The organism is Moraxella lacunata, assembly GCF_002027545.1.
Lineage (GTDB): Bacteria > Pseudomonadota > Gammaproteobacteria > Pseudomonadales > Moraxellaceae > Moraxella > Moraxella lacunata.
This window is the reverse complement of sequence record NZ_MXAN01000019.1, coordinates 70,943-80,756: the sequence shown is the minus strand read 5'-3', so window position 1 is coordinate 80,756 and position 9,814 is coordinate 70,943. Positions and strand designations below refer to the sequence as shown.

6 protein-coding genes are annotated in these 9,814 nt (G+C 45.6%); 3 read left to right on the top strand and 3 right to left on the bottom strand.

Going from position 1 to position 9,814, the window contains the following annotated elements:
* Nucleotides 1-264 precede the first annotated feature (264 nt).
* Genes B5J94_RS04065 through B5J94_RS04055 form a run of 3 tightly spaced genes read left to right on the top strand, consistent with a single transcriptional unit; the run spans nt 265 to nt 2,716 of the window.
* The gene (locus B5J94_RS04065) at nt 265-870 is read left to right on the top strand and encodes a YqiA/YcfP family alpha/beta fold hydrolase (RefSeq protein ID WP_062499393.1); all 606 of its coding nucleotides are present in this window, start codon (nt 265-267) and stop codon (nt 868-870) included.
* Nucleotides 867-1,712 carry an NgoPII family restriction endonuclease gene (locus tag B5J94_RS04060; RefSeq protein ID WP_062499379.1) on the top strand — a complete coding sequence of 282 codons (846 nt, stop codon included), beginning with the start codon at nt 867-869 and terminating at the stop codon, nt 1,710-1,712. Before B5J94_RS04065 ends, B5J94_RS04060 begins: the two co-directional genes overlap by 4 nt.
* Nucleotides 1,713-1,726: 14 nt before the next feature.
* Nucleotides 1,727-2,716, top strand: a complete 990-nt coding sequence (locus B5J94_RS04055; protein ID WP_062499381.1) for a DNA cytosine methyltransferase — start codon at nt 1,727-1,729, stop codon at nt 2,714-2,716.
* Here B5J94_RS04055 and B5J94_RS04050 read toward each other — a convergent pair.
* From B5J94_RS04050 to B5J94_RS04040, 3 genes are all read right to left on the bottom strand, one after another.
* Nucleotides 2,709-4,580, bottom strand: a complete 1,872-nt coding sequence (locus tag B5J94_RS04050; protein ID WP_062499383.1) for a cation:proton antiporter domain-containing protein — start codon at nt 4,578-4,580, stop codon at nt 2,709-2,711. The genes B5J94_RS04055 and B5J94_RS04050 overlap by 8 nt on opposite strands.
* Before the next feature lie 67 nt (nt 4,581-4,647).
* Nucleotides 4,648-9,429 carry a RecQ family ATP-dependent DNA helicase gene (locus tag B5J94_RS04045; protein WP_062499385.1) on the bottom strand — a complete coding sequence of 1,594 codons (4,782 nt, stop codon included), beginning with the start codon at nt 9,427-9,429 and terminating at the stop codon, nt 4,648-4,650.
* Nucleotides 9,430-9,557: 128 nt separating this feature from the next.
* Nucleotides 9,558-9,800, bottom strand: coding sequence for a putative hemolysin (locus tag B5J94_RS04040; RefSeq protein ID WP_062499387.1), 243 nt, complete (start codon nt 9,798-9,800; stop codon nt 9,558-9,560).
* Nucleotides 9,801-9,814: the final 14 nt, after the last annotated feature.

Sequence of the window (9,814 nt, the reverse complement as noted above, 5' to 3'; positions counted from 1 at the left end):
CTTTTGGGGTGCGGTTCACAGTAGCCCTTTTTATTCATGGCACACACGCCAATGCAGGGGTTGTCTATCATAAAAAGTTCGTTTTGCATGGCAGGCGAGTGTGGCTAATAAAAAAGGGCAAATGTCAGGCGTAAAAGGCGTTAATTATAGCGAAAATTGATAAAAATTGATACAATGGCGTTTGATTTATTTATCATATATTCGCCTGTCGTACCATTTTGCGATACTCATTATAACCCCCATTTGACAATCCATAAAACGACCATGACCATCATTTACCTGCACGGACTCGACTCCGACCCCAACGCCAATAAAGCCGTCATTACTGCCGACCACGCCAAAAAGTTTGGCATAGATACGCTACGCCCTGATTTGAACTGTCCGCCTGATGAGGTGGTTACCAAAATTTTGGCATTGATACAAGACAATCCCGATGCCGTGCTTGTTGGCTCATCGTTGGGTGGATATTTTGCCACACTCTTGTCCGACATGACAGGCACGCCTGCGGTGCTGTTAAATCCAAGCATACGCCCTGATTTGAGTTTTACCCGATTTTTAACAGATAATTTTGACGGGCAAACGCTCACGGACGATACTGTCATCTACACCACGACAGGGGGCTGGCAGATTTGCTATGGCGATTTGGCGTGGTTTGAAAAGCACCGTTTGACCGCCAAAAATCCCCACAAAATCAAAGTGTTATTAAAAATGGGCGATGAGCTATTAGACGCTCACGCCACCAAAGCATTTTTTGAAAGTTGTGAGGTGGACGTTGTCGCCCAAGACGGGGGCGACCATAGAATGAGTGATTATGATGAGCAGGTGGAGCGTGTTGTGGGGTGGGTACAAGCATTAGGGGAGAGCCTGTGAATATCATTAACGCCATTTATCGCATTGTTACGTCATTTGGGGGTGAGTTACACCGCCAAAGCCACGGACTAAATCGTGCCAACCAAATGGGCGGGGCGTTAGAAGAGTGGATAAAAGACGTTTTTGCCGATACGCTAGACAGTACCGATGAAAACGACCGCTTAATCAAACTTAGCCAAACATTTAGCTATCTTGGTAATCAAAATAATCCGCCCGACATGATTTTAAAGCACGGCGATGCCATAGAAGTCAAGAAAGTCATCGGCAAAAACGCTACGTTGGCACTAAACAGTTCATACCCCAAAAATAAACTGCACGCCAGCTCTCCCCTAATCACCCAAGCGTGCAAAACGTGCGAGCCAGATTGGCAGGAAAAGGACATTATTTATGTGATTGGTGTTGCCCCAAACAACCGCTTGCAAAGTCTGTGTATGGTCTATGGCGATGATTATTGTGCTGACCAATCCGTTTATGAACGGGTGCGAGATGCCATATCGCTTGGCGTTAAGAGTATTCCTAATATAGAATTTACACCCACAAATGAGCTTGCCAAAGTCAAAAGGATAGACCCGCTTGGCATTACTGATTTGCGAGTGCGTGGCATGTGGTCTATCGCCAGCCCCTTTAAAGTGTTTGACTATGTCTATCAAAGGGACGATAATAGCGAGTTTAATTTTATGTGTCTCATCAACCAACAAAAATATCAAAGTTTTGACAATGTGGCGTTAATTGAGTCGCTTATCGGCCAGATTGACGGATTTGAGATTGTGGATGTGCTTATCAAAAATCCCAATAATCCCGCTCAGTTAAGACAAGCAAAACTCATCCGTTTTAAAAAATAATTTATCTATATCTTATGAAAATCATCAGTTTATTTAGTGGCTGTGGCGGGCTTGATTTGGGCTTTAAAAAAGCAGGGTTTAAGATACCTGTTGCCAATGAGTATGATAAAGCCATTTGGGCGACTTTTAAGACCAACCACCCTGACACACACCTAATAGAGGGCGATATTAGAAACATTAAAGAGAGCGATTTTCCCGATGATATTGACGGTATCATCGGCGGACCACCCTGCCAATCATGGTCAGAAGCGGGCAGTTTGCGGGGAATTGATGATGCTCGTGGGCAGTTGTTTTTTGATTATATTCGCATTTTAAAAGATAAAAAGCCTAAGTTTTTTTTGGCGGAAAATGTGAGTGGTATGCTTGCCAATCGCCATAATGAAGCGGTGCAAAACATTCTAAAACTCTTTGATGAATGTGGCTATGACGTGGATTTGACCATGGTCAATGCCAAGGATTATGGTGTTGCCCAAGAGCGAAAGCGGATTTTTTATATCGGGTTTCGTAAGGATTTGGCGATAGATTTTAAATTTCCGATAGGTTCAACGGTAGATGATGATAAAAAACTTACCCTAAAAGACGTGATTTTTGATTTACAAGACACCGCCGTACCTGCACTGGATAAAAACCAAACCAATCCCAAGGCTGTTAATAATAACGAGTATTTTGTGGGCAGTTTTTCCCCCATTTTTATGAGCCGAAACCGTGTCAAGGCATGGAATGAGCAGGGATTTACCGTCCAAGCATCTGGGCGACAATGCCAGCTACACCCCCAAGCCCCAAAAATGGTCAAAGTGGCAAGCGATGAATTTCGTTTTGTGGGCGGTCAAGAGTATTTGTACAGACGCATGAGTGTGCGAGAAGTGGCACGAGTACAAGGGTTTGGCGATGATTTTAAATTTATTTATCAAAATGTCAATGACGGCTACAAAATGATAGGTAATGCCGTGCCTGTCAATTTGGCTTATGAGATTGCAAGGGCGATAAAATCCGCCCTTAACTAATCCCCTTCTTCGTCCTTGTCCAACATTCAGGGTCTTCTTGCCAGTCCACGCTCTCGCCACGGCGTATCGCACTCATCATCTCGTGCGTTTCTTCTCGTAAGTCCTTGATAAGATTCATCATTTCATCATTATCATAGACCGACACGGCAGGGTCATACAGATAGGACGCACGCCCCAGATGATGACGTTCACGGGCTTCATAAAACTTAGATAGCTCACGGGCTTTATCACGGGGCAGACCAAGCTGTTCTAGCACAATGCGACCGCTACGAATGGCAGAATCGGCTGTCTCTCTGATGATATAATTCGCCCCAGCGTGGTGCAAATCAAAGGTATGGCGAGCGTCATACGCCCGGGCCAAAATCGTCAAATGCGGATAATGACGGCGGACAAAATGAATAATATCAGTAGACGCTTGTTCATTGGCAAGGCAGATAACAAGCATTTTGGCGTTTTTTAGTCCGATACTTTTTAGCATCTCAGGGCGTGTGGCATCGCCATAATAGGTCTGTATGCCAAACTTGGCAAGCCCTTCAATCATCTCCACATGATTGTCAATCACCGTGGTATTAAACCCACACGCCATAAGCAGGCTATTGACCTGTTGCCCAAAGCGACCATGCCCCAAAATCACCACTTCCCCCGTGTGGGCGATGTCGTCATTGGCTCGGACGGGCTTCTCGTCTTTTAGGGCTTTTTTGGCAAAGATTTTTTCATAAATGACAAAGCAAAGTGGCGTTAAAATCATGGATAAGGCGACCACCAGTAGGATTTTATCGCTTAATTCTTTTGGCAAAACTCGGCTATGATTGGCAATGGAGATGAGTACAAAGCCAAATTCCCCTGCCCCTGCCAATGACAGGGCAAAAAGTTTGTTGGATAAGGGGTTTAATTTAAACAGTCGCCCAAGCCCGTACAGCACCGCCCCTTTTAGAGCCATGACCCCAAGCGTTATGGCGATAATCTCGCCAAGATTGGACTTTAATAGGGCAAAATTCATACTCGCCCCCACTGTGATAAAAAACAGTCCCAAAAACAGGCTTTTAAAGGGGTCAAGCTGGCTTTCCATTTCATGACGATAAGGACTATTGGCAAGGGCGACCCCTGCAATAAACGCCCCCAACGCAGGCGACAAGCCCACAAGCGACATCAGCGTGGCAATGCCCACCACCACCGTGAGTGTAAATACCAAAAACATCTCATGAATGCGATAACGGCTAATCATCTGCAAAGAAAACGGCACGGCATACCGCATGAGCATGACGATAAGAGCCACCGCCCCCACACCCACAAGGGCAATCACCCAGCCGTCCATGCCAGACAGCAGGTCGGTCTGCTCACTTTGCACGCTCGCCACGCCAAGCAGGGGCAACAGGGTAAGCATGGGAATGGCGGCGACATCTTGAAACAGTAGCACAGCAAAGCCTGATTGACCACCTTGGGTGTTCATGAGCTTTTTTTCGGCAAAGGTTTGCAGGACAATGGCGGTGGATGATAAGGACAAGATACAGCCTAACGCCACGCCAATTTGCCACGGCAAACCAAAGAGCATGGCAACGACCGTAATCCCAAACAGACTAAGAGATACTTGCAATCCGCCAAGCCCGATGAGCTTATGACGCATCTGCCACAGCATTTTTGGGGCAAGCTCTAAGCCGACAATGAACAACATCATCACCACGCCAAATTCGGCAACGTGCTGAATACTCTCGGTCTCTTTGCCGACAAAGCCAAGCACAGGCCCTATGGCAATCCCCGCCAAAAGATAGCCCAAAACCGACCCCAAGCCTGCTCTTTGGCTTATCATAACGGCAAGCACGGCAAAGGAGAGATAAATAAAGGTGTATAAAAGTAGGTCGGTCATGGGCGTAGGCGTTGTTGATTTGATGATAAAATTGTAAAGCAAATTTGGGGGATTGTATAGGATTATTTTAGCGTCTTAGATGCACAATCGGCAACACAATCCTAGTCTCATTATCGCTATCTGCCTTTTGCCAAACCACCACAAAATTTACGCTCGCCCCAGTCATCTGATAACCTTTTCGCAGATACCCTTGCAATCGCTCTTTAAATAATCTAGAAAAAACCAGTACGGCATTACCATACTCATCACGACAGCCCCACTCAAACACTCGTAACGCCATTCCTGCTCGCAAAGGGCGAATATGCGTTGCGTATTCATAAAACTTATCCAAATACACATCTTTATGATTAAGATATAAGGCAAGCTCTCGCTTATTGGAACTATTGCCTTGATAGCTTTGCCAATGGACATTGTGCTTGGGCAGTAGTTCAAGCAGTTTTTGTTGATTGGAGAGTACCACAAGATCGGACTTGGCACGAGAAAACGCCACATAGAATTCTCGTTTTTTGGTGTCATCCAGCTCATTATTTCTGGCATTTTTATCAATCAATACAAACACATGGTCAAATTCACGCCCTTTGGCTTTATGAATGGTTGAAAGCATCACCACGCCATTTTCAGTACGATAAAAATCTTCCAAATGCGACTCATGGATAAACATACGCCAGTCAGAGACGTATTTGCGTTCGGGTTGGGCGGTCTCAAACGAACGGATAATGTTGTGCAGTAATGGCAAATGGCGACTGGTTGCAAGGTATTCGTCCGCTTGCTGTTTGGCGGTTTGCCACACGTCATCATCTATCAAAACCTGCTCAGGCGTGAGTGCCAAATAATGCTCAAACACACGCACTTCTAACAAATCACGCACCGCAAAACCTTGGTTGCTTTGTATAAGTTTGTTGGGAATGTCCGCCTGCCCAAGCTGTCCTGCCAGCCAAATCGCTTCTTCGTTGGTTTGGGTAAGTACCGCCACCGACCGCTTGCTGCCATAGGCTTCACGCACTTGTGCGATTAGGTATGCTGACACATCGCCTGTAAAATCCACCACCGACACACGCCCCACATCGGTGCTGACTGCTTTGACTTCTTGGGTTTTTAGGCGTTCTGTGATGTGCTTGGCAAAACCATTACAAAACTCCACAACACGAACCGCACTGCGATAATTATCCACCAAATCATACGATGTCGCCCCAAAATCACGCAAAAAGCGGTGCATGTATTTAGGGCTTGCCCCCGAAAACTCATAAATCGTTTGGTCGTCATCGCCCACCGCAATCACTCTCATGTCTTCGTTTTGGGTCATGAGCGTCCGCACCAGTTCAAATTGCTCTTCATTCATGTCCTGAGCTTCGTCAATGACCAGTACCGTTTTGGCAATGCGATTGGGTTCAACTTCGCCATTTTTAATCTTAACGGTCGCATCACGCACGACATTTTGAGCGTTTTGTAAGTCGCCCACACGCCCAAGCAAGTCAAAACAGTACGCATGAAAGGTTTTGATTTCTATATAACTTGCCGAATTGCCCATGATTTCAAACAGCCGTGCTTTAAACTCATGCACCGCCGAACGAGAAAAAGTCAGCATTAGAAGTCCTTCATGCTTGACATCTTCTAGTTGATACAAAGATGCAAGTTTATGCACCAGCACCCGTGTTTTACCACTACCAGGGGAGGCGAACACCACAATGGCACGGCTTTTGTCATCTTGGATAATTTGCAACTGCTGTGGCGACAGATTGCCAAACCATTTCTCAAAACGACTGGCGGTGATGTTGCGTTTTAGGGCAGACCTTTCATCTTTATCAAAATATTTTTGTAAAAATTCTTGATAATCCAGTCCAAAATAATCATTCACAAAGCCCATTGCCCCCTTTTCATCGGCAAGCATGAGATTGGCGTATTTGCCCACGATGTGAATCTGCTCTTTGCGAGTGTCATAATAATTGGCAAGTTTTTTATAATCGTCCAGCGTGTACTGTTTACGTCCGTCTTTTTCTAGGCGAGAGATGAAAAGGCGTTGATGTAACACCAAAAACCCGCCTTCAATTTTTAACACGTCCATTTTTACCAAATAAAACAGCACGTCTTCGATGTCATCAAGACTGACCGAGCCGAACAATCCACCATCAAAGGCGTTTTTTAATTCGCCCACCGAAAAATGCACTTCTAGCCAGTCGCCATGAGATGCTTTGCCTGAATTTTTTGCCAAATCCGATACATACCGCACCACAAAATCCGCCAATTCTGCCTTGCGTGTCAGTAGCTCTTTGAGCGTGTCTATGTCGTGCTTTAATGCAAGCCCCATGTCGCCATGACTGTCATCATCACGCCCAAGCCAGTTTTTGATTTTCCAAAAATTGATGAGCGTTTTGATGTTTTTGGGCGTGGCATCCGTCAGATGTTGCTGAACGTTTTGGGTAAATTCTTTAAACGACCAGTTCGGCTCATGCTCGCCAAATGCGTCAAGCATGGCTTTTTCAGTATTGATAAAGCGGTTTAGTTTGGCGATGTTGTCGCCTGTACGGGTATTTTTGCCAATAAAGGCTTGCAAATCCTGCTGGTCGGCTAGGATACCCTCTTGCCTTAGCCATGTGATAATCCGCACCACTCTCTCTGTTTCTAATCCCAATACATCCGCCAAATAATCCACCCGAGATTCGCCGTCTTCATCGGTCATTTGTTGGCGTTTGTGCGAAAACAGCTTTTTGACAATCCGCACGGCGTGCATTTTTTCATCAGGGTGAATGAGCGTGGACGCATTGATTTTGTCTATCGCTTCCATGGCGTTTTTGCTAAGAATGCTCGTGGCAAACACACGGGGCATATTTTGCCCACGTTTGATGTAACCTGCATCTTCTAATGCCGAAATGGCGGTTTTGACACGGGTTTCTATGTCGTCAGGGTGCAAATCATTCCAACCTGCTTGTCTGGCAATTTGTAAGGCAGATTCACAAATTTGTGGGCGTGTACCGCACATATCTTTTATTGCACGCCAAATTTGCTTGATTTCATTGACCGAGATTTTGGTTTGGTTTAGTAAGGTAAAGTGCTTATCCAAATCGTCCGATGCGTTAAACAATACATAACAATCCGCCAAAATCTTCTCATCACGCCCCGCCCGTCCTGCTTCTTGAACATAATTTTCCAAAGAATCCGAGATGTCATAATGCACCACAAGCCCCACATTGGGCTTATCCACGCCCATGCCAAAGGCGGACGTGGCGACCATGATTTGAGCTTTGTCCGCTTTAAAGGCGTTTTGATTGTGGATTTTGTCATCGGCATTCATTTTGCCATGATAAGCCAAAGCAGAAAAACCGTCTTTTTGCAGATGTTCGCTCAAAGAAACGGTGCGTTTGGTGCGAGAGACATAGACAATCGTGGGGCAGTTGTGCGTTTCAATCAAACTGCGTAAGGCTTGGTATTTTTCATCTTCGTTTGGTTTGGCGATGACTTGATAATGCAGATTTTTGCGAGCGACGGGGGCGATAAAGCGTGTGAGTGTGAGCCCGAGCTCTTTTTTAAAATAAGCACAAATATCTTCGATGACTTGGATTTTGGCGGTGGCGGTAAAGCATGAGACAGGGATTGGTGTATCTAGCTGTTTTTTGTGCCACAGCGTTCGGATAAATTCGCCAATATACAAATAATCCACCCGAAAATCCTGCCCCCATGCCGAAAAACAGTGGGCTTCATCAATGACAAACCGGGCGATGTTTCTGCCGAGCAACAACTTTTCTATGGTACGTGAACGCAAGCTCTCAGGCGAGATGTAGAGCAGGTTTGCCGAGCCGTCTTGGACACGTTCCACCGCTTTTTGGCGTTCAATGGGATTTAGCAAGCCGTTAATCGTTACCGCTTCGCTAATGCCTTTTTGTTCCAAATTATCCACTTGGTCTTTCATAAGCGATTGCAAGGGCGAGATGACCACCGTCAGGGCTTTGGCTCGTTCGCCTGCGATGAGTGCAGGCACTTGAAACGTTACCGACTTGCCACCGCCTGTGGGGAATACCGCCAACAGCGACCCGCCTGCAATGGCACATTCAGCAGTCTGTTGCTGTAAGGGCTTGCCGTCATAACTGCGAAAGGTTGGATAATCAAAGTAGCGATTTAAGCCCTTGACTGCGTCCAGCTCATGTTGGCAATAGGCACAGCCTTGGCAAGGCGTGGCACACAACTCAATCAAAATCATCTCAATCTTGGGGTATTGGTGTTGTAGCCACACAGGTGTGATAGAGTAGCGACTTTGGGCATAAATGAGTGATAGAGCATATGCCAGCTCCACAGGGTGCTGACTGATGAGCGTGTCTAGTGGGGTATTTTGACAAATTTTTGCCCCAAAAGTCGTGCTGATAAGCGTGGATAACTCTTCGTGAATGTCTTCAAATTTCATCCATTCAAAAAACGCCCCAAACCCTGCTTGTCGGTGTAAAAGCCGATAAAAAATACGCCCCACGTCAATGGGCAATTTACCAAAAGCATGGGCTAACTCATCCAAAAGCTCTTGGGTGATTTTGCAGTCATTTAGGGGATTGTTGGAGTCTTCAAACTGGGCTTTGTAGTCTTTATCCAATGCGTGATAAGGGCGAGCAGGGAACAACAGGGGTGATAATAACAACGTATCAATGATGTGTTTGTCCGTTTTGCCAATGGCGGTCAAATCGCTTTTTAGATACTCAAAATCATGTGCCAAAAAGTTGTGTCCGCACAAGTATTTGGCAGGCTTGATAAGCTGTATCAGCTCACTTGGGCGGTTTTGATGAAAATCATCCTTATCATAAATCGCCCCAATATCCACAATGCGATTTTTGCCATCAATTTCCAAATCAATAAAAGCAACGTCTGTCATGGTCTATTCCCGTTTTTTGGGGTATGATAGCAGGTTTATGACCATTAAAAAAGTGGCAGGTAATGATTGTTGGGTAATTTATTTCATAAAAAACACCGCCCAGTTGGACGGCATTTTTATCACAAAAATCACTCTTGATGTTGACGGAAAAATTCCCACTCTTCTACCACTTGACCATTTGGCAAATGGCACACGCCATATTCTGAGCCGTCTGCACTTTTGCGAATCTCAGATTTTCCACCTTGTTTGACACAAAATTCGGATGCAGGATTTGCCACGCCAACTTTGTGGCTCGGAGCAGGGTTGGTTGTGGTGCAAGCGGTTAGAGTTAGGGCGGTTATGGTGATACCTAATAGGGCGACTGTTTCCATAAAAAGCCTTTTTA

Bases quoted from the DNA above. Each gene is read 5' to 3' on its own strand.
- B5J94_RS04065 (WP_062499393.1), top strand. From the start codon at position 265: ATGACCATCATTTACCTGCACGGACTCGACTCCGACCCCAACGCCAAT.
- B5J94_RS04055 (WP_062499381.1), top strand. From the start codon at position 1,727: ATGAAAATCATCAGTTTATTTAGTGGCTGTGGCGGGCTTGATTTGGGC.
- B5J94_RS04050 (WP_062499383.1), bottom strand. From the start codon at position 4,580: ATGACCGACCTACTTTTATACACCTTTATTTATCTCTCCTTTGCCGTG.
- B5J94_RS04045 (WP_062499385.1), bottom strand. From the start codon at position 9,429: ATGACAGACGTTGCTTTTATTGATTTGGAAATTGATGGCAAAAATCGC.
- B5J94_RS04040 (WP_062499387.1), bottom strand. From the start codon at position 9,800: ATGGAAACAGTCGCCCTATTAGGTATCACCATAACCGCCCTAACTCTA.